Origin of the sequence: Paracoccus sediminis, assembly GCF_900188295.1 — a bacterium.
Taxonomy (GTDB): Bacteria; Pseudomonadota; Alphaproteobacteria; order Rhodobacterales; family Rhodobacteraceae; genus Paracoccus; species Paracoccus sediminis.
This window is the reverse complement of the sequence record NZ_FZNM01000019.1, coordinates 35,750-54,780: the sequence shown is the minus strand read 5'-3', so window position 1 is coordinate 54,780 and position 19,031 is coordinate 35,750. Positions and strand designations below refer to the sequence as shown.

General features: G+C 61.6%; 19 protein-coding genes. 14 read left to right on the top strand and 5 right to left on the bottom strand.

Going from position 1 to position 19,031, the window contains the following annotated elements; genetic code table 11:
- Nucleotides 1–313: 313 nt before the first annotated feature.
- The gene (locus tag CHB77_RS16930) at nucleotides 314–1,063 is read right to left on the bottom strand and encodes a helix-turn-helix domain-containing protein (RefSeq protein ID WP_217896912.1); all 750 of its coding nucleotides are present in this window, start codon (nucleotides 1,061–1,063) and stop codon (nucleotides 314–316) included.
- Nucleotides 1,064–1,377: 314 nt separating this feature from the next.
- Nucleotides 1,378–1,947 (bottom strand): hypothetical protein, encoded by a 570-nt coding sequence (locus CHB77_RS16925; RefSeq protein WP_089389359.1) that lies wholly within the window; start codon nucleotides 1,945–1,947, stop codon nucleotides 1,378–1,380.
- Between the two features lie 586 nt (nucleotides 1,948–2,533).
- On the opposite strand from CHB77_RS16925, the gene CHB77_RS18445 reads away from it, so the two are divergent.
- The 14 genes from CHB77_RS18445 to CHB77_RS16865 are packed head-to-tail and all read left to right on the top strand — an operon-like array spanning nucleotide 2,534 to nucleotide 13,966.
- On the top strand, nucleotides 2,534–2,872 hold the full coding sequence (locus CHB77_RS18445) for a hypothetical protein (protein ID WP_176430369.1): 339 nt from the start codon (nucleotides 2,534–2,536) through the stop codon (nucleotides 2,870–2,872).
- Nucleotides 2,873–2,930: 58 nt separating this feature from the next.
- A complete protein-coding gene (locus tag CHB77_RS16920; RefSeq protein ID WP_244898846.1) occupies nucleotides 2,931–3,563 on the top strand; it encodes a lytic transglycosylase domain-containing protein in 633 nt (210 codons plus the stop codon).
- 15 nt (nucleotides 3,564–3,578) lie between these two features.
- Nucleotides 3,579–3,884, top strand: a complete 306-nt coding sequence (locus CHB77_RS16915) for a TrbC/VirB2 family protein (RefSeq protein WP_141133747.1) — start codon at nucleotides 3,579–3,581, stop codon at nucleotides 3,882–3,884.
- Nucleotides 3,884–4,159: a VirB3 family type IV secretion system protein gene (locus tag CHB77_RS16910; RefSeq protein WP_089389357.1), complete on the top strand. Its 276-nt coding sequence runs from the start codon at nucleotides 3,884–3,886 to the stop codon at nucleotides 4,157–4,159. Before CHB77_RS16915 ends, CHB77_RS16910 begins: the two co-directional genes overlap by 1 nt.
- Nucleotides 4,152–6,503 (top strand): VirB4 family type IV secretion/conjugal transfer ATPase, encoded by a 2,352-nt coding sequence (locus CHB77_RS16905; protein WP_089389356.1) that lies wholly within the window; start codon nucleotides 4,152–4,154, stop codon nucleotides 6,501–6,503. Before CHB77_RS16910 ends, CHB77_RS16905 begins: the two co-directional genes overlap by 8 nt.
- Complete coding sequence (locus CHB77_RS18810) at nucleotides 6,493–6,618, top strand: hypothetical protein (RefSeq protein WP_280522758.1); 126 nt, start codon at nucleotides 6,493–6,495, stop codon at nucleotides 6,616–6,618. Before CHB77_RS16905 ends, CHB77_RS18810 begins: the two co-directional genes overlap by 11 nt.
- 7 nt (nucleotides 6,619–6,625) lie before the next feature.
- A complete protein-coding gene (locus tag CHB77_RS16900; RefSeq protein ID WP_089389355.1) occupies nucleotides 6,626–7,783 on the top strand; it encodes a lytic transglycosylase domain-containing protein in 1,158 nt (385 codons plus the stop codon).
- Nucleotides 7,780–8,571: a type IV secretion system protein gene (locus CHB77_RS16895; RefSeq protein ID WP_089389354.1), complete on the top strand. Its 792-nt coding sequence runs from the start codon at nucleotides 7,780–7,782 to the stop codon at nucleotides 8,569–8,571. Before CHB77_RS16900 ends, CHB77_RS16895 begins: the two co-directional genes overlap by 4 nt.
- Before the next feature lie 2 nt (nucleotides 8,572–8,573).
- Complete coding sequence (locus tag CHB77_RS16890) at nucleotides 8,574–9,155, top strand: hypothetical protein (protein ID WP_089389353.1); 582 nt, start codon at nucleotides 8,574–8,576, stop codon at nucleotides 9,153–9,155.
- Entirely contained in the window at nucleotides 9,155–10,153 is a 999-nt protein-coding gene (locus CHB77_RS16885; RefSeq protein ID WP_089389352.1) for a TrbL/VirB6 family protein, read from the top strand. The genes CHB77_RS16890 and CHB77_RS16885 overlap by 1 nt, the downstream gene beginning before the upstream one ends.
- Nucleotides 10,154–10,186: 33 nt before the next feature.
- Entirely contained in the window at nucleotides 10,187–10,873 is a 687-nt protein-coding gene (locus CHB77_RS16880) for a VirB8 family type IV secretion system protein (protein ID WP_089389351.1), read from the top strand.
- Nucleotides 10,870–11,595, top strand: coding sequence for a TrbG/VirB9 family P-type conjugative transfer protein (locus CHB77_RS16875; protein ID WP_089389350.1), 726 nt, complete (start codon nucleotides 10,870–10,872; stop codon nucleotides 11,593–11,595). The genes CHB77_RS16880 and CHB77_RS16875 overlap by 4 nt, the downstream gene beginning before the upstream one ends.
- Nucleotides 11,595–12,968 carry a TraB/TrbI/VirB10 family type IV secretion system protein gene (locus CHB77_RS16870; protein ID WP_089389349.1) on the top strand — a complete coding sequence of 458 codons (1,374 nt, stop codon included), beginning with the start codon at nucleotides 11,595–11,597 and terminating at the stop codon, nucleotides 12,966–12,968. Before CHB77_RS16875 ends, CHB77_RS16870 begins: the two co-directional genes overlap by 1 nt.
- Nucleotides 12,968–13,966 (top strand): ATPase, T2SS/T4P/T4SS family, encoded by a 999-nt coding sequence (locus tag CHB77_RS16865; RefSeq protein ID WP_089389348.1) that lies wholly within the window; start codon nucleotides 12,968–12,970, stop codon nucleotides 13,964–13,966. Before CHB77_RS16870 ends, CHB77_RS16865 begins: the two co-directional genes overlap by 1 nt.
- Here CHB77_RS16865 and CHB77_RS16860 read toward each other — a convergent pair.
- The 3 genes from CHB77_RS16860 to CHB77_RS16850 are packed head-to-tail and all read right to left on the bottom strand — an operon-like array spanning nucleotide 13,963 to nucleotide 18,477.
- Nucleotides 13,963–16,074, bottom strand: coding sequence for a type IV secretory system conjugative DNA transfer family protein (locus CHB77_RS16860; protein WP_089389347.1), 2,112 nt, complete (start codon nucleotides 16,072–16,074; stop codon nucleotides 13,963–13,965). The two genes, CHB77_RS16865 and CHB77_RS16860, sit on opposite strands and share 4 nt — an antisense overlap.
- An 11-nt stretch (nucleotides 16,075–16,085) precedes the next feature.
- The gene (locus tag CHB77_RS16855) at nucleotides 16,086–17,936 is read right to left on the bottom strand and encodes a relaxase/mobilization nuclease domain-containing protein (RefSeq protein ID WP_089389346.1); all 1,851 of its coding nucleotides are present in this window, start codon (nucleotides 17,934–17,936) and stop codon (nucleotides 16,086–16,088) included.
- Nucleotides 17,929–18,477, bottom strand: coding sequence for a DNA mobilization endonuclease VirD1/MobC family subunit (locus CHB77_RS16850; protein ID WP_176430368.1), 549 nt, complete (start codon nucleotides 18,475–18,477; stop codon nucleotides 17,929–17,931). Before CHB77_RS16850 ends, CHB77_RS16855 begins: the two co-directional genes overlap by 8 nt.
- Nucleotides 18,478–19,031: the final 554 nt, after the last annotated feature.

Here is a 19,031-nt window from a genome sequence, read left to right as displayed (position 1 = left end):
AAAGCTCAGGTGCTGGTAGTGGGAAGCCATTCGTCAACCTCAATGCAAATACCTGTATTACTTTGGCATTTGCACTTCGTTTGTGAATCCACCCGCGCTGCCAGCCCTTGGCAGATAACCATGATTATGGAGAAATAATGGTTTACTTTCAATGATTTGCCCAATTATCATAACACCATCTTCATTGGGATGGTTCAGCTTGTGCGACAGTTCTGATGTGCCGTGCGGCTTCCACAGGCTATGTTCATAGCCATGCTCGGGTGCCGTCAAAGCTGACGGATCAGTCTGAGTGCATCTGTGTCACGCCTTCGTTCTACATCGGGACATAAGAATAAGAGGTAGACTGGGATTCAGTCCGCTTGGCAGACTCGCGTAAGTCCAGGGCTTGACCCATCTGCGCCAGTGCCCTCCCGAGAGGTGAGTCACCACACTGGAAACTGGCGAACGCCCCCAGATCGAGCGATGCCACATACTCGGCCTCGATGGCCTTCCTGTCAGCCCGTGCAGCGGCATCGTCATCTGGCAGGTAAGGACGTCCGGACCAGCGACCGAGAAGTGCCAGGGCACGCTTGGGTGCGAAAAGACGATAAGCGTTGCTGACCTGCCGGACCTGAGGGCCACGGCCTTTATTCGGAGTTGGCTCGAACCGACGCAGCCAATCCAGAAAGCCGTTGTCACGCAGCGCCTTCAAGGCGCGAACAACGGCGTCCCTCGACCGCTTCAACCTGCCCATGATCCAATCAAGGGAAGGGTCCAGCCGTCCTGTCTTGAAGCTGATCAGATTGCCGAACAGCGCCAGGATCTCCAAGGCGATGCTTCCCAAGGGTCCGTTGCGTCTGCCGGGCTTGCGGCCGTGCAGCTCGTATCGCTGCGCCGCCTTGATGATCTTCTGCACCTCCTGCCGCGTGGTGCTGCGCCAGAATGTGGCTTCACAGGCACCCGCCCGGTGAGAGTTGCGGTGCAAGCGCGTCCGGCCTTGAGGGCGCGCGTCGGTGCAAGCCTGGGCCAGAACGCCAAGGCATCTGAAAAAATCGCCGCCTGCTGCGGCTGCTACAGTCGTCAAGTGCTGCTCCTGTGTCACAAGAAGCGCGGTGTCCGCAGGCAAGCCTCATCCGGTCGCACAGATGCGCTTTTTGCTCTTGATTTCCGGGAGTAGGCAGCTAACTATAGCAGGTGAGATGTCTTGCTAATTCAGGTCGCCAAACCTGTGTTATGCTTCCCAAGCCCCCTCGTGCGGACCCCCGCGCGGGGGGTTTCCTTTATGGGCTGGTGTTTATCCGATTCCGCTCGTCCCTCCCGTTTCGGGCATTTTGCCGAACAGCCTACGCCAGCAGGGGCTTAGCGGCAATTCTTTGTGTAGACCTCGGCGGCAATTCATCAGTAGCTCACCCACTCGGTCATGTAGGCGCCTGTGTAGTCCTGCATTCGAACCACGATGCTCCTGAAGGCTCGACCATACTCGTCCTGAAATCCTCTGCCGGTCTTCTGCCTGATCGTGTCATCGAGCCATTCGGGCAACTCGTCGTCATGGGCTGGAAACCGGACCCAATCACCAGACGAAGGCGCATACCCGTAGCGAGCCGTGCTGGTGTAAACGTCTCGTCCTCCGCTGCCGTTCGTCACATGCTTGGAAAGCTGCCAGAGTTCGATGGCGTCACGATATTGGGCGACCTCGGGCGGGATGCTGTCAGATCCACCTCCACTTGGGAGGCTCATGCCACCGCCACCCATTGGGCACCGCCAGAGTTGCAGCGGCGGCTCAACCGGCCAGGGCGTGATTCTGCGGATCACTTCTGCCTTGGCCCGGCTGCACTCGACTGACGCGGGAAAGCCGCCTGCCATGCAGAGAAGGATTGCGCAATCAATCGGGTACGCTTGTGCCGGGGCAATTGAGGCGCTCGCGCCAGCAATCGCACAGGCGGCTGCAAGATTTAAAGATCGCTTCATCGAGAATCCTCGTGCGACACACGGCTGTATTTTTGATAACAACCTAAAAACGTTCCTGCAATACTATGATTTTAATCCATGTCTCGGGCGGACTACTCCGAGGGTGTTGCAGCCTTTCGTGTGACGCCAAGTGCTTCCGCACGTGCCAGGAACTCCCTATGAAGCTGCGACACAGCCTGTGCTTCTGCAAGAAGCTCGGTATGAGCATGATGAAGGCAAGAAGAATATGTCGATAATTCAGAGAAGTAGCGTTCAAAATCGCTATTAACTAAGTCAGCATATTCCTTGAACGTAGCGTCACTTTCGGGCATGAACGGAGCTACAGGCGGGACGCAGACTGGTGCGGCCGCTGCGAGAGCAGCAATGATTGTTGCTGAACAGCAACAGCTCTGTATTTTCCACATGATCTTCAAGCTGCCTTTATGGATAGCTGACCATTCTATGTCTTTGATCCTATGTTTGTTTCCGATGAATGTGCGGAAGGCGACTTCTGTAGATCAAAAACAAAGTATTGATAGTGCGGGACTCGTGTCGTAGCAAGGGGCATGGCCCCCAAACCAGCCGGTGAGGAAGGACCACAACGTAAATGCCAACCAAGATAGAGTTGACGAACGGTGTGTCAGAAGAAGGTCTGCGAGAGTTGGTCGATCAGGGCTACACGACAGAGGTCGTGTGCGTGGACGACCCTCAATACACAGGACAGTATTTCATGGGGAAGTGGAACATCCGGGCTGTCTCACCAGATGGCGAGTCGGAAATGGTCTTGGTCACGCAGCGCAAAACCAAGCAGCCTCGCGAAATCAAGACAATCATCGGTGTTATCAGCCTGCTCGTCGGCTTGGGGTATGATGGCGTCAATCTTCCCATGCGGGCAGGTGGCCGACGCTCGAATCGAAAGCGCGGTGCGAACCCGCCGGTGGATTGACGCTGCCTGTGCCGCCCTGCTTGCCGCCGCAGTGACGATAGCTCCTGCTGAGGCAGATGTGATCCGCTTCGATGCTGGCGGAAAGCAGATCGGCGGATCGCGAACCAGTTCCGTGCAACGATACGATGCCGCAGGTCGCTTGATTGTCCCGCTACAGCCCAAGGTGGCGACAACTGATCTGGAAGTTGCAGACTTTGAAGCCGATGCAATGATGCTGCTCGAACCTCGCGCGGCATCTCGGGCGGCAATCCCGTCCAATCCGGGGCACGCGGCAGGCATTGCTGCCGTTCGCAGCGTTGCATTGCGCTACCAGCACCATCCTGCCCTCAAACTCAACAACATCGCACCGCAGGAATGGGCGGCGCTGTTCCAGGCGCTCGTTTGGCAGGAGTCGCGCTTCAATCCACGCGCGCGAAGCCACAAGGGGGCTATCGGCTACGCGCAACTGATGCCGGGCACGGCGGCGAAGCTTGGGGTTAATCCACACGATCCGGTTCAAAATCTCGATGGCGGCGCGCGCTACCTGCTCAATCAGCTCCAGACATTTCGCTCCCCAATGCTGGCCCTCGCCGCCTACAACGCCGGGCCGGGCGCGGTGCAGAAATACCGCAACAGCGTCCCACCCTATCGCGAAACCCGTGATTACGTGATCCGCGTCCTCGCGGAGCGCGACCGCATCCTGCGCCAATAGAAAAGGATTTTTCCTGTGACGAAAAACTACTCCCTGATGCTGGCTCTTGCAGCAGCCCTCGTCGTGACGGGAATTGCGGGCGATGCCCTGGCGCAATCTGCCGTTGATTTCTCCAAGGCCGATACGGTCGGCACCGGTTTTACAACTTGGATTCGCGGCAATATCGCTACCGTGTTCTTCACGGTGGCGATTGTGCTGGCCGGGTTCGCGGCTGCGTTCAACAAGATCAGTTGGATGTGGGTGCTGATGATCGCGTTGGGCGCTTTGCTGGTGTTCGGTGCGCCTGGCTTCGTTGCCGATTTGCGGTCGGTGTTCAGCTGATGGAGCGGCACGCCGTCATTCTCGGGCTTTCTCGGCAGGCCAAGCTCCTTGGCCTGCCGATGCCCTACATGATGGCAGTGGGCGCGCTCACTATGCTGCCGTTCATCTGGATCAAGGCGATTGCGTGGCTGGTCACAGGGCCGCTCTGGTATGGGGTTGCCCGCGCCATCGTCGCGGTCAATCCGAACGGCCACAAGGCAGTTGCGGTGGTTCTGAACAAGACCCCGCCGGCGCTGTCACGCAAGAAGCGGAAGGCGGGCCGCCATTATGTTTAACGCAAAGATCGGCCCGATCAGCGAACGGGCGCAGGCCCATGTGCCGAAATCCACGCAGTTCTATGCGGAAATGCCCTATGCGCTCGAAGTGGACGACCACACTGTCCGCACTCGTGACAACGCGCTAATGATGAGCTTCGAGATCCAGGGCCTTGACGGGATCACGGCATCGGATCGAGACATTCTCGATCTCGCAAAGAACGTCGCGTCCATCATGGACGGCCTCGATGATCGGTTCACCTTTTATGTCCACCGGCTGATGCGTCCGGCCGCTTTCGGATTGAAGCCGATCTATGGCGATGGCTTCGCGCATGATGTGGAAACCGCCTGGCGCAGCCACCTGTCGGGCCGCAACCTGCGGGAGTTCATGCTGGTGCTGACAGTGGTGCGCAACAAGCGGGTGCCACTCAAGGTGCCGCTGTTCGCCAGGGCCGCGAAGCGGCTTCTGGACCGCAATACCGCCGAACGCTTGAGCGAATTGCGCGAGGTCGTCTCAATCCTGGAAACGAGTCTTGGGGTCAAGGCGAAGCGGCTCAGGATCAGCGACGGAACACTGCTCGGATTCTACAGCGCCATCAGCACCGGCCTTTACAGGCCCGAGTATCGCGGGCTGCACACGCTGATTGCCGAGGACGTGTCGCTTTTTTCGGTGCATATCAAGGGGTCGGTGGCGGAGTTCCGCGACGGCTTTGACGTGCCCCGCTTTGCGGCCGTCCTGTCGGTCTGGCGCAACGCCAACCAGACCTGGCCGGGGATGCTCGATGCGCTCGATACCGGCACCGACACGGTGATCTCGCACGCCTACACGCCTGTTTCCATGACGAAGGTGAGCGAGTTGGCGAAGCGCCGCATCCAGCAGATGGAGGCGGCGGGCGATCTGGTCGGCTCCATCGCGGACGACTTGCGCCAGACCTATGATGATGTGGAGTCCGGCCGTTGCGGTTTTGGCGAGCATCAACTGACAATCACGGTGTTTGCGGACAACGAGGCCGCGCTTGAAGAACGGGTGTCGCAGGTCCGCAGCGTGGCGGAGCAGGCCAAGGTCAAGCTCGTGCGCTGCGACGACACGCTGGCTGCAACCTATTTTGCCACGCATCCGGGCAACCAGGACTACCAGATCTGGAACCCCCTTACCAAGTCGATCAATTTTGCCGACATGGCCTCGTTCCACATGACGAAGGCCGGGGCCGTGGCAGATGAACTGCCCTGGCGGACGCCGATCACAGTGTTCCAGACGGTGACGGGGGCAGCGCACCGGTTCAGCTTCCACGCGCCGGGCGATCCGAACGCCGAACCCACAATTGGGCACACGCTGTTTCTGGGGCCGTCCGGCGGCGGCAAATCCTCGACAGTGGCTTTCCTCGCGGCGCAATCGCAGCGCGCGGGTGCGCGCGTGATCCTGTTCGACAAGGATCAGGCGCTGCGCATGGCGATCACTGCAATGGGGGGCCGCTACACGGCGATCCGCGCGGGCCAACCGACCGGCCTCAATCCGCTCCTGACCGAGCGTGGTCCGCGCGGCGAGGCGTGGCAGATGGACTGGCTCGCGCGGCTGGTAGAACGCGGCGAGGACAAGCTGTCGCCGCACCAAGCCGAGGCCCTGAAAAGCGCGGTGCGCCAGAATGGGCAGGCCCCCGATGAGCTGCGGACATTCGCACATTTCGGGGATCTGATTGGGGACGTGGGCGACAACCGCGCCCTTGCCATGAAGCTCGCGGAATGGGGACCGGAGGGTCGCTATAATTGGGTGTTCGGGGAAGCCGATCAGCCGGTGATCGACCTGTCCGCGAACGTGACCGGCATTGATCTCACGGAAATCCTGTCGATGGCGACGGAGCGAACGGCGGTGCTATCCTACATTTTCCGCCGCCTGGAGCTGCTGTTCGAGGAAAAGCGTCCGACTATTCTGGTTATTGATGAGGCTTCGACGGTCTTTGACGACGAGTTCTTTGCCCGCTGGTTGCCGAAGTGGCTGGTGACGGTGCGCAAGCTGAATGTGGTGGTGGCGCTGCTAACGCAGTTCCCGTCGCAGATCAGGGAAAGCCGATCCGGCTCGATCATCCAGGGGATGCCGAACCAGGTGATCTTTCCGAACCGCGCCGCCGATGTGCCCGACTACGAGGGCTTCGGCCTCACGGATAACGAGCTGCACTTCGTCCTGACCGGGCGGACTGCGCAGCGCCAGGCGCTTCTGCGCAGCCATGACGGCTCCACGATCCTGAACGTCGATCTTTCGCCGCTCGGCCCCCTGCTGACGGCGCTCGGGGGCGGCGAAGCTGGCATCCGGGCCTTCGGGCCGGACTATGCCAGCCGCAAACATTTCTGGAGGACTGATGATGCGTAGGGTTCTGATCCTCGCGGCTCTGGCCGCATCGCTCACGGGCTGCGCCGAACAGCCGATCCGCAAGACCAACTGCTGGTCAAGCATGGCTTTCGTCGCCTCGGCCAACTGCCGGTAAGGAGGTGATGGTGCGGGGCCGCAAATCCGTTCTGGCTCTGGCGCTGATCGGCGCGGCGGCGATCCCGGCCGGGGTCGCCGGGCAGGGCGTGCCGATTGGCGACTTCAAGCGGATCGCGCTTGAAGTCCTCGGGTTGCGTGAAGAAGCTGCCAAAACCAAGGAAGCGCAGGCCAGGAACGAGGAACGGCTCCGCCAGGTCGAGGCCCGCACCGAACAACTGGCGGCGGCGCAGGAAACGCTGGACCTGCTCACCGAAACCTCGCAATTCGTGCCCGATCTCGAAGGTGCGGGCGTTTCGGGCGGGGGCGGTGCGTTTATAGGTGCTGCGGAAATCTATGCTATCGAGGACAGCAACCCCTATGCCGAACGGATCATGGGGGATGCGCCGGTCACGATCGAACAGATGATCTCTGACACCGCAAAGAAATATGCAGGGCACCCTGCCCTGGAAAAGGCGAGCATCAACGCGGTCGAGTTCCGCTGCTGGCTACAGGCGCTTGTCAAGCAGGAGTCGAACTTCTCCATCGGGGCGACAAGCCATGTCGGCGCGTTCGGCCTGACGCAGATCATGCCCGGCACCTTCACGGAGCTTGGCATCCCTGACAATGGCAGCCGCCAGAACCCTCGGATGCAGCTCGACGGCGGCGCTCGCTATCTCCTGAAGGGCCTGGGGATGTTCGGTTCGATGCCGCTGGCGCTCGCCGCCTACAACGCCGGGCCAGGCGCGGTCCAGAAATACAACGGCATTCCGCCCTACAAGGAAACGCAGAATTATATCGTGAAGATCACGGGCTACTACAACCGCTACGCGGCCCGGATGGACGGCAACGCGGAGGCGGTCGGCACGCTTGATCCGCGCGACATGGTGATTGCGGAAGCCTCGAACCTGTCGGACGCGGCCATGGGCTACGCGGCCGTCAGCATGAACACGATGCACGGTTCCATGACCCGGCTGCGGCAAATCCTGCTGCAAGTCGAGAACACCGGGTCGGTGAAAACCGCAATGGACCTGAACACCTACACGCGGGCGGAAGTGGCGCGCATGGCGGTGATCCTGGCGCGGCTGCAAGCGGTGCAGCGCAAGGTTGAGGCGGTGCGGTATGCGCTACTTCTGGAAGCCTATGCGCGAGATGAAAAATACCTGCGAGTGAGGTTGGACGGATGAAGCTGACAACGAAAGTCCTGGCCATCGGCGCCGTTGCCTGCGCCCTCGCGGTGCCTGCGGGCGGCCAAGGCGTGCCGACCATCGACGTGACTAGCTTGGCAAAGCTGACAGATCAGCTTGTCGAGGCGAAGCTGCAACTCAAGGAGCAGATCGCGCAGAACGTGAAGCTCGATGAGCAAACCCGGCAACTACTGGAACAGATCCTGCTGCTGCAAAACCAGATCGACGCGTTGCGCAACGGGCTGACGCTGGCGGACCTGGGCGTCGATCCCGACAGCTTTCTACAAGACATTCTGCCCGATTTTGCGGACCTGACCACCTCGGTCGAGGCGGCGCGGTCCGGCGATTGGGGCCGGGTTCTGGCCTCGGGCGATGCCTTCCGGGGCGGCGGAACCGTCACCGGCCATGTGGACAGCACGTTCGGGAAATCGGGCCTGTCGCGGGATCGCGTGGACACGCTGGCGCAAAGCGAGGATCAGACCGCTTCGCGCATCGGCCAGTCGGCCAACGTCAACGCCTTTATGAGCGTGGCGGCGGAAAGCTCGTCGGAAGCGGCCAAGGACAGCCTGACCCGGCTCGACGGCCTCGTGCAGAAGATCCCCGACACGGGCGGGTTGAAGGAAGCGATCGACCTCAACACGCGGGTCACAGCCGAGCTTGGCATCGCGCTCGCCAATGTGTGGTCTATGGAAGCGATCCAGACGGTCGGTCAGGGCAACATGGGCGTCATGGACGCCGCGACCGCCGCAGACGAGGAAAAATACCTGCGGATGAGGCTGGAGGAATGAGCATGAAGCGGACGGTTCTCGCAGGCGGACTGGTGATCCTGGCGGTGGGCACGCTGGCGATGGCGCAGATGATGCCTCCAGACGGCGGCGCGGTGCCCGCCCAGGAGCAAGACAGCTTCTTTGGCAGCATCGATGCGCCCGAGCCTGAACTCAAGGAGCTGCTGGAAATGCAGGCGGGGATGAGCAAGGCCGAGCGGCAGGCGGAGGAAGATTATCTGAACCTCGACCTTGGCCCCGATGTGGACGTGTCCGGCATCGAGCGGGTGCCGAGCGCGAACGACAACCAGCCTTATCGGACCTGCGAAAAGACCCCGGAAATGCAGGCGAACCTCCGACGTCATGGTGATCCTGGAGATCGAGCCTACCGGGATATATCTGGCTATTTGTCGGTCACGAACGTCATTGCGACCAAGGACTGCACCTGTGCTGGCAAGGTCATTCCTCATGAGGCGGTTACCATGTTCGAGGATCGGCTGCGCGACAGGTTCGCAGTCGAGGTTCTTGAACCTAAGCACACAAGCGACCTCTACAACGAATATGACCGACAATTGAAAATCGTCACTGCCATGTGTGGTGAATACTAATGGCTTTAGTCGAGAACATCATTGGAACTCTTGATAAAGCCGTTTTGAACGTGGGCGAGAAGTATTTCACCTCCACGGCCAATGCGCTTGATCCGATGCTGACTATCGTGACCACGCTGCTCATCGTGCTGATCGGGGTGCAGATGGCGCTTGGCGTGAGCCGCATGTCCATGCGCGATGCCTGGCAGCTCGTCTCGCGGATCGTGCTGGTGTTCATCTTTGCCCGATCTTGGGCCAACTTCGGCACGATTTATGATGCCTTGTCATCGGGTATGGGCAGCCTCGCCTTGAGCTTCTTCCAGGGTGACGTGCCGACGCCGGAAGCTGCGATGGACAAGTTTGCGGTACAGATGTCCGATGTGTCGGATGGGGTCGCCAGCGCAGTCAGTTCGATTGCGCGGGGGGTCATTTCGGCGCTCCTGTTCATCGTCCTGTCGATCCTGATGGCGGCCTATGTCCTGATCGTCGGCTTCTCCAAGATCATGATTGCGTTCCTGCTCGGCGTGGCGCCGCTCGCGATGATTGCCACGATCTTCGAGCGGACCAAGACATTGTTCGAGGCGTGGCTGACCGCCTTCGTGGGTTACCTGCTCTATCCCGTGGCAGCGGCAGCGGTGATCGGTGCGGTGGTGTCGATGGCTGACGCACAATTCAGACCGCAAGCCGATGTGGAAACAGCCGCCATGATCGTCGGTTTCCTGGTTGTTGCTTTCGTCGGCATCTTCGCCCTTCTGGCGATCCCGACTGCGGCTTCGCACATCACCGGCAGCTTTCAGCTCGCCAACTTTGCCCCCGAGGCGCTCCGCGCGGTGGCAACACCCGGAAAGATGCTCGGCCGGTATGTCGCTCCGCGTGCCGAAGCCGCTGCTTCGGGCGCTCGCACCGGCAAGACCCCAGCGATGGCGGCTCGCGCCCGCGACCGCGAGTGGGCGGAAAAAGGCGCCGAATGGCGCAGGAAAATGCAGGGCATCGAAATTATGCAGGGCAAGCGCAAGTAGCGCGCCTGACCCTATCGAAACGTGGAGGATGCGATGGCGGACCGCGAGTCTGACAGCAGGACGATTCTGGAAAACGAACTGATCTTCGGGGTCCGCCGTCGCGAGCGGCTGGCCTGGATGGTCGCCATCGGCGGTGTTCTGGCAGGCCTGGGAGGCGTCGCCGTGGCTGGACTGACGCTGCCTCTCAAGGAAACGCAGGCGTTTGTGACCATCGTGGACAAGGACACCGGGATTGCCGAACGCGCCGTGCGTGTCGAGGCGGCGGGGGTGGAGCAAGGTGCGGCGGTCGAGCAATCGCTGCTCTACAACTACGTCAAGAACCGCGAAACCTATGACGAAGCGGACAACGAGGCACGAATCCTCCAAGTGTATCGCATGTCGGCACCCCGGATGCAGGCGACGCTCAAGGCACAATGGGACAAGGCAAACCCCAACTATCCGCCGCTCATCTATGGCGCGAGCGGCAAGGTGATCGTGGATATTCTCTCGATCACCCCGGTTGCATCCAAGACGGCGCAGGTCCGCTTCACCAAGCGGCTCAAGAAGGCGGGCGAGCCGGACCGGATCGGCAAGTTCTACGCCACGATCACCTATGAGTTTCAGCCCACGACCGCGAGCGCGGTGCAACTCGTGTGGGAAAATCCCTTTGGCTTTACCGTCACCGACTACCGCGTGACCGCTGAAAGCCTTGAAGCGCAGAACATGGAGGGCCAGCAATGATCCGTCTGACCACGATTGCGGCGCTGATCGCGCTCACCGTCCCGGCCGCGGCCCTGGCGGAAGCGCGCCCGCGCGCGGGCGGCAATGACAGCCGGCTGACCTATGCCACCTTCCAGGAGGGGCAGGTTTATACGATCCATACGCGGGTACGCAACGTCACCCTTGTCGAGTTGGGCGACGGCGAGACGATCCGCTCGATCGCCATTGGCGACAGCGAAGCCTTCCAGGTGGACAAGCTCGAAGGCTCGAACGTCTTTACCGTTAAGCCGGTTCTCGATGGTGTCAGCACCAACCTGACGGTCGAAACCAACCGTCGGTTCTACTTCATCAACGTGGTCGAGTCCTCGTCTGTCACACCCAACTGGTCGGTGAAGTTCACCGTGCCGGGCAGCGGCGGCTCGCGCTCGCGCGCGGCCTCGGCGTCGATCCCGGCGGAAGTTCCCATGACCTATCGCGTCCTCAACCGCACGGGCGCGGCGGAGTTCACGCCGGTCGGGATTTCCGACGATGGTAAGCGAACGCTGTTCCAGATCCCACCCGGCGCCCCGATCCCCTCGATCTTCCGGGCCGATGCCAAGGGACGGGAAACCAGCGTCAACAGCAGCGTGAACGGGACGATCATCACCGTGGGCGCACGCTCGGAACGGTGGGTGCTGCGCTACGGCGATGAGTATGTCTGCATCGAAGGCACAAAGCCCGGCAAAGGGCGGAGGGCACGCTGATGGCCGACGACGATCAACTTCAGGCGCGGCTGCAACGGATGCAGAAGCCGGTGGCGGCGGCGCCGTGGTGGCGGCGGTTCGCCTTGCCGGCCGGGATGCTCGCCACGGGCCTCGCCGGTGGGGCCTATGTGGCGACGGTGCAGCCAACCCAGACAGAAGCGCCGCCCCCCATGCAGACTTCGGAGGTCCGCGAGTTCCAGGACGACACCGGCCTTGATGGCTTTACGCTGACGGAAAACGATCCTGCGCCTGCGCCGGAACCAGTTGCGGCCCGAACAGAAATCCGCACGGTCGCGGACCCGCAAGCCCAGGCGGATGCGGAAAGGGCACGGGCAGAGTTGGCGCGGGCCAAGGCCGAACTTGACGCGGCGCGGGCGGAACTTGATGCGGCCAGGGCCGCACCAGGGACGGAACCGGCTGAACTCAATGCGCTGCGGCAGGAAATGCAGCAGTTGCGCGACGACATGACAGCCAAGGACCAGACGCTTGATGAACTGACCCGCGACAATATGCGCCTCCAGACGGAACTCGACATGGCCGACCAGATTGCAGGCCAGACACAGATGCAGGCTGATCTGGAAGCGCAGCGCCTTGCTGCACTCGAACAGCGCCGGGCCGAACTGGAAGCCCGCCGCGCCGAAGAAGAAGCCATGCTCCAGGCTCGAACACAGTCCGCGATGGTGGCCTATCGCGCAGGGGGCGGCGGATCGAATAGCGAAGGAAACGCCAGCGGAACGGATGAACGCCTTGATGCCGCTGACCGCTTCCGCCGGGCAGGCCGGACAGAGGCGGTGCAGGCCCAGGTGATCGGGGAACCCTCGCGCACGGTGGTCCAGGGCACGCTGATCGAGGCCACGCTGGCGAACGCGATCTCAAGCCAGCTCGAAGGCAATGTGGCTGCCACGGTCAGCTATGACGTGTGGTCGATGGACATGGCGAATGTCCTGATCCCGCGCGGCTCGCGCCTGTTCGGGCGCTACAGCTCGTCCATAGAAAAAGGCCAACGACGGATCATGGTCGCTTGGGATCGGGTGGTCACGCCGGACGGCCAGTCGGTCGAACTCGACGCCTATGGCACGGATCGCGTCGGCCGCTCGGGCGTGACGGGCCGGGTCAACAACCGCACCCTGTCCCGCTTTGCGGCGGCGGCGGCGGTGTCGATCATCGGTGCCGCGCCCGCCGTCCTGGCCGCAGCCGTCGAGAGTGACAGCGACGACGACATTGCCGTGAACACGGCCGAGAACATCGGCACCAACGCCAGCGATACGGTCGGCTCAATTATCAAGGACTACATCGACATTCCGACAACGATCAGCGTGGACCAGGGCGCGGTCGTCATGGTCATGGTGAACGCCGATCTGGAAATGCTCTGATGGCGGCGCTTGGGCATCTGGAAAGCAAGCTCCGCGTCCTGCGCCCGCTGATCGAGGCGGACAGCACGATTGAACTGGCGATCAACAGCGATGGGCGGGTGTGGGTGGAGCGCGCGGGCGACAGCGCCATGTCGCTCTCGGATGTGGCGCTCTCGCCCGTCGAGGTCAAGGATCTGGCGGGCCTCATTGCCAACAAGCAACGCCTGACGCTGACCGATACCCTGCCCGCGATCTCGACCACGGTGGATTATGCCGGAGCCACCCTGCGCTGCCAGGCCATCATCCCGCCGGCTTCTGCTGGTGGTACCACGATCACCTTCCGAGTGTTCCGTCGCAGGCCCGCAGGAGAAGCGCCCAAGCACTTCCGCTTCCTGCGCGATCAGACGGTTTCGCTGGAAGCTGAGCGGCTGGAACGGCTGCGCATGATCCGTCAGATGGCAATTAAAGGACAAGATCCCGACGAGTTCATGCGCGCCTGCATCGAGGCGCGCATGAATATCGTGATCTCGGGGGGCACGTCCTCGGGCAAGACCGAGTTGGCCCGACGCCTGCTCTGGATGGTGGAGGAATGGCATCGCCTGGTGCTGATCGAGGACTCGGCCGAGCTGCTGCCCGCGCAAGCGAACGTGGTGAGCCTGATTGCCGAACGGGTTGAAGCCTCCGCCCGCGCGGCCGACAAGCTTCTGGAAATGACCCTGCGCCTGCGTCCCGACCGGATCATCCTGGGCGAGTTGCGAGGTGTCGAAGCTGTCACTTTCCTGGAAGCCATCAACACCGGCCACGAGGGGAGCTTCACCACCATCCATGCCACGACCGCTCGCAAGGCGGTCAACCGGCTGGCCTTTCTGGTGATGCGGGCGGGGATGCCGCTGACGCTCGCGGAAATCCGGGACTATGTGCGCGAATCCATCGACGTGATTGTGCAGACCGGCCGCATGGGAGAGGATCGCGGGATTTTAGAAACCTACTTTCCCGCGCTTGATGGGGAAAGCGGCTAGGCCGCTTTCTTCTTGCTAAATAGCCGCGCGTCAAACTCGTCCATCTTGGACTGGGCCTTCTTCTTGATGGCTTCCTTCACGGCCTCGTCGCTCCGGTTGTCATGTTCGCCACGTCGTTCTTCTGCCACGTCACGCGCGAGCGTCGGCTTTTTCGATGATCCGGCCACGGACTGCCCGGTACTGTCAGCAGGAAGTGCCGCCGGTTTGCTGCCGGGTGCCTCGGCCTCCTGGGCCGCGCCTTCCTCAGCGGCGACCTTCTCGACCTTTGCCTTGTGTTCTTCTTCCGCGACCTCGCGGGCTAGCGGCGGCTCTGGTTGTTCCGCAGCTTTGTCCTTCTTTCCTTGCTCGTCCTTGCGCGCGTTCTCTGCCGGAGGATAGGCTACTTTCGCTTGTTGCAGCGACGTGACCTTGGCCTTCAACTCGTCCAGTTCGGCCCGCATGGAGTCGGGATAGGGCAGCGGTCCCTTCTGCGCGTCAAAGATGGTTTTGAAATAGGGATCCTGGTAATAAACGATCCGGTCCACCAGGATCGGGTTCTGCCGTTCGGGGATCAGGATGATCTTGTTCGGGTCGAGCTTGCGAACCTCGTCAGGTGTCAGCAGCGGCCGTTCCTCGTTGCGTCGCGAAATCGAGCGTTTCAGGATGCCCTGCGCGTCCTGCGAATAGCTGTCGCTGAGGGACAGGCGGGTGGTCTTGCCAAGCGCCTCGGACACTTCCCCGGCGGTCTTTTTCTCGTTGGGGGCGATGTATAGCTTCATGCCCGCTGCGGACTCGATGGAAAGCCGTTCGTTCTCCGTGTAGATGCTTTCAAGCCCCGGAACGGATTGCGTGATGATCGACACCCGCGCACCATGTCCAGCGAGTTGCTTCAAGGACTGCACGATGATCGGCATATGGCCGAGCTGGTCAAATTCGTCGAGGATGATCTGCACCGGCCACGGCTCAAGCCGCGGATCGGGGATCCGGGCGCGCATGGTGGCGATCAGCTCCCCAAACATCAGCCGCAAGAGCGGCGCCAGCGTCGGAATGTCGTCAGAGTTGGCGACAATATAGATCGAGTGCGGCGCGCGGCGAATGTCGTCCCAGGAAAAGTCGTTGGCGCTCGTCACCTTGTCAATGCGCGGGTTGAGCCACAGACCAAGCCCAGCCCCATCCAGCACCGAGGAATAGGACGACAGGGTGCGATCCGAATAGCCTGAGAAGTTGAGAAAGATCGTAGCGGACTGTTCGTGCTGCATCTCGACCGAAAACTTCTGGTAAGCCTTCTCTTTGTTTCCGCTGCCGAACAGGATGCGACTGATCGCGCCGATGGTCGGCGTCTTGCGCTCGATGGCGAGCATCCCAGCCGCAACGAAAAGCTGCCGCGCGCCCACAATGAAATCGGAAGCCCCGCCCTTCTCATTCTTGGGCGTCAGGAAGTAGCTGGCGAGCTTGGACAGTTCGGTGAACCGCTGGTCGGTATCCGTGATCCCGGCAATCCGTTCGAGCGGGTTGTAGCGATGCGTCGGGTTCTCGAAGTCGAAGGGCGCAAAGCGAAACACCGCGTCGCCCTGCGCCAGCCGGTGTCGGGACGTGGCCTCGAAGATGTCCCCTTTTACGTCCATCACGACACAGGAACCGGGGAACAGCAGCACATTGGGAATGACATAGCCTACGCCCTTGCCCGAGCGGGTCGGGGCTGCGATCAGAGCGTGCGGGAACTGGTCATAGCCGCCGCAGACGAAGCGCCCGGTCCTGTTCTTTCTCGCCGGCTTGCCGAACTTGCCGAACACCAGACCCGCCCCCATGGGCATCAGAAGCCCGCTTTTCCTGACCTCGCCCTTGGTCTGAAAATGAGCCTTGCCGTAGGTGGTCAGCCGGTGGGTGAAACTGAACACGAGCGCCACAAGCGCCAGAAAGACTGACCCGCCCACGACAATCAAATAGGCGGTGCGCCACGGATCTTGGCGCAGCCCGGATAAGCCGGGAAAGTCCGTTACCAGGATGAACGGGTTGCCCGCGTTCATGTTGGTCCCGAGCTGCCATTGCAGCCAGAGGCCCCCGATCATCAAGCCGACGAAGGCCCCGGCGATCAGGCCCGCCGGGATGGCGACGCTCATGCGGTTCATTGGCCCTCCTCCTACAGCTCCAGGTCGTGATCTTTGCGGCGCAGTTCATGCTCAGGCGTGTCGCGCTCGTGCAGCCGTTCCTTGGCAAGCTCCACCTGCCGCATGGTCAGGCCGATGCTCTCGTGGCTCTCCGCGGCCACGACAAGCGCCTTCGAGATTTCGCGCCGCTGCCCCGGCTCGGGGAAGTCGAGCGCAAGCGCCCGGTCGTCGCCGGCGGCGATCTGCTCGACCACCTTTTCCCCGTAACGCTCCTTCAGATCGTTGGCGAAGCGTTCGGCGTGATCCTCATGCTCGAACTCGACGCGGCCGTGCTGGCGATGAACCTCGGTCAACGATTCCAGCGTCCGCGTCAGGCGGTCTTTCTCGTGGCTGTGGTCAATCTCAAGGGCGTTGTTGAGCGTCTTGGCGGCGGTGGCATAGAAACGGTCCACCAGATCGGCGGCGGCGTGGCGCTCGTCCTCGCGGTCCAGATCGAAACCCCGCGCCTTTGAGACAGCGTTAAGATCCTGCTTTACCCATTCGCGCTCCTGCCAGGCGTTCGCGGCCGGATGCTCCAGTCGGCGCTCCATCGTCTCCCGGTCGATGCCGATGGCTTCGCCGGCCTCGAACACGGCGGATTTGACCTCGCGGGCGGCGTCCTCGCTCAAATCCATCGTCACCTTGCCACGCCGGATTTCGTCGTCCAGAACTTGCGTCTTGTATAGCTCGGAACGGGGCGCACGCTGCACCAACTCGGCCCCGCGCGCATCGCCCAGGTCGCGCATGATTTCGGTCGTAACCTCGGCCAATTCGTGCCGCATTTCGCGCCGGTCGGCGGGGTCGAGCGTGGAAATCTCGCGCTCGGCATTGTCCAGCCAGGATGTGAACACGCGGTCCAGTTCCTTCCGGCTTTCGGCTTTTTCAAGGTCCATGTTTTCAATCTCCAGGGCTTTCGGGGTCAAAATACCGCCCGCCTCAAGAATCTCGGCCGCCCGCTCCATGCGAAGCGCCACGTCCTTTAGACGGGAAAGCGAGGCAATCGAGGCCAGCATCCGCAATGTGGCGGCACTCTGTTCCACCACCGCAAGGCCGTCCTCAAGCGCCTTGTCATGCAGCTTGCGCTCGTGGACCGCCCGCTTCTCGCGCGCCGCGCCCTCGATCTCGGCACGGGTAGGGCCATAGGTCAGGATGCCCCGCTCTAGCCGCGAGGACGCATCCAGTTCCACCCCCATGTCAGCGGCCAACTCGACCAGGCGCTCCTTCATCATGTCGAGGCAGAACACGTTGTCGCGGGCGATGTAGAACCACTCGTCGTTGTGCAGCCCGCGATTGTTCAGAACGATGTGGACATGCGGATGCGCCCTGTCAGTGTGAAGCGCCGCGACATAGGACCACTGGTCGTCAACATGAGTGCCCGACTGGAACATCTCGAAGGCCCAATCCTCTGCGATCCGCAGCGCCCTCTTGGCAGACAGATCGGCCGGAAACGACAGCAGCAGATGCGTGGTATGGCCGTTCTTCGGTTCTCCCGACCACGCATCCTCCCAATCAAGTGCCATATCGTTGCGCTGCACGTCGGTAAGCGACCGCGCGCCCCACTCAAGTTCAACCGCGTTGCCGAACACCGCTTCCGACTTGCCGAACAGATAGTCGAACTGCGCGGCCAGTTGCGCGCCAGTATGGGTGCCGCCCTGACTGATCTTTTTCAGGACTGCGGCGTTCGACCCCTGCCCGACCCGCCACAGGTTGCGCGCCCGTGCGGAAAACAGCGACCCCCCTGCCCTATCCCGCCGCGCCTTGCCGAAGGTGGTGTTCCTGAATCGCCCACCTCCGCCCCGGCCGAGGCGGATTTCACCGATCAGGTCATCGGCCAGATCAGCCACGTCCGGCCTCGATGAACTTCTGGAACAGCCGCGTCCCGCGCCGCCGCTGCTCGTTCACCACCGCCCGCAGGTAGCCCTCCACTCGTGGAAACGCGCGCCGCAGCTCGTCAACCGCCTGCCACTCCTGCCGCGCCAAGTCGATCCGGCCCCGGTTCGATGCCATCGCGATCTGGTTCACGTTGACTCCAATCTTGCGCAGATCGCCCCGAACCTCGTCCAGTTTTTCGGCCGTCACCGGATCGAACTCCAGCATCCCCGACGCTGCGCGCACCAGGGCGCGGATTGCATCGGAGTTGGAGCCGAATCCGAAGCGGGCTTTCAGCCACTCCAACTGCTCGATCTCGGCCGGGGTCAGCCGCGCCGACACCGGCTTGCCGTCTGTGGTGGCACTGTCGCGGCTGCGAACCTCGTGCTGCCGCACCTTGGCAATCGTGTCCTTTGACGCCCCTACGGCATCCGCGACGGTTTGGGCGGTCCCGCCTGCCCGCAAGCGGCGGATCGCCTCATCGCGCTTGGAAGGAGTGAGTCTCTGACGGGTCAAGGGCCACCTGATTCAGCTTTGTAAACATTTGGCAGTTCCTGCCACTTCCACCCTTCGCTTTTTCGCTCCCTCCGTCAACCGCTATCCCGACCTCGCCGCCAAGACAGGACCGATCCTACGATAAGGCCGCGCTGCGGAACCGTCAGGTGAGAAATGGCAAAAGTTGACGCGGACCCAAGGGCTGTCCGCTTCTGTATGCCCGCGTGAATGCCTCTGTTGCACAGGAGAAGGCTTGGACCTCTCGCTGGCGGCCCAGACCTAAGGGAAGCACATCTTTGCCGCTCTAAGAGCAGCTCAGAGTCTGGAACTGCAACGATGACTCGTAGTGACAAAACTTCATAGGATCAGATGATCAGCTCATCAGATCGACAGAATCGCTGCGAAGCAGAATTTCAGATCAACAAGTAGTCGGAACGACACCGCAACGTTCTTCAAAAATACAATAATTCATAGTGACGCTGATGAGACACAACACATCTTCGACGTGACACTATGTCAGTGTGATAGTGTTTTGACGTGACAATATGTCGATTTTTCATAGCAATATATATTCG